This is a genomic window from Actinomyces sp. oral taxon 849 str. F0330 (assembly GCF_000239715.1).
In the GTDB taxonomy this organism is placed as follows: Bacteria; Actinomycetota; Actinomycetes; order Actinomycetales; family Actinomycetaceae; genus Actinomyces; species Actinomyces johnsonii.
This window is the reverse complement of record NZ_JH470403.1, coordinates 1-818: the sequence shown is the minus strand read 5'-3', so window position 1 is coordinate 818 and position 818 is coordinate 1. Positions and strand designations below refer to the sequence as shown.

General features: G+C 73.6%; 1 protein-coding gene. It reads left to right on the top strand.

Annotation, left to right across the window (positions count from 1 at the left end):
• On the top strand, positions 1-570 hold a 570-nt coding region (locus HMPREF0975_RS14345), incomplete at its 5' end, for a hypothetical protein (RefSeq protein ID WP_009234963.1).
• Positions 571-818 lie beyond the last annotated feature (248 nt).

The following is an 818-nucleotide window of genomic DNA, read 5'->3' as shown; positions in this document are numbered from 1 at the left end:
GCCCTGCCCGCGAGCGCGACGGATCTGAGTGTGCCGGTGGGGGCGCCGATCGCCCGCTTCACGCTGGTGGCGCGCGCTCCCGGGTTGAACGGGGAGCCGGTGGGCTCGGGTCTGCTCGTCGCACCGGCAGAGCATGCGGCCTCATATGAGGCGCCCTGCCCGGCCCGGGCCAAGGCCCTGTCGCATCTGAGTGCCAAGTGGCCGTGGATCGGTGCCGAGCTGCGCGCGCTGCACGGGCCGGACGTCCACGCGCTGCGCCTGTCCTACGGCCGCCCTGGCCGGCCGCGCCCGGAGGTGGATCTGTCGGTGGCGCTGGCTGATGTGGCCGTCCTGACGGGGGTGCGGATCGAGCCGGGCGACGTCGTCGACCACATGCTGGTGCGCTGGGACGGGACGCTGCCGCCGGTGACGCCCGCCCACCGGGAGCGGACAACCCATCTGGAGGAGCAGCTCGCGCCGGTTCCGGGACTGGAGGTCACCGGGGCGTGGGTGGCGGGCACGGGGATCGCGGCCGTCGTCGGGCACGCCCGCGCCGCCGCCGCGCGGCTGGTGAGCTCGCATGGTGAATGAGACGACCCGCCGGGGCGGGTGTCCTCATCGCGTTCGTATATTGGGCCTCGAGTTCGTACCCCTAAGGTACGAACACGTGGGCGAACAGGGCCAGGAGTATCGGGGAGGAGATGGCCATGACAACCGCAGGAACGAGCGCGCGGCGGCTTCGGCTGGGCACGCGAGGCTCGCGCCTGGCACTGACCCAGTCCGGGCAGGTCGCCGACGCACTGCGTCGGGCCGCGGCCGAAGGCGCACGGGCCAGCTCC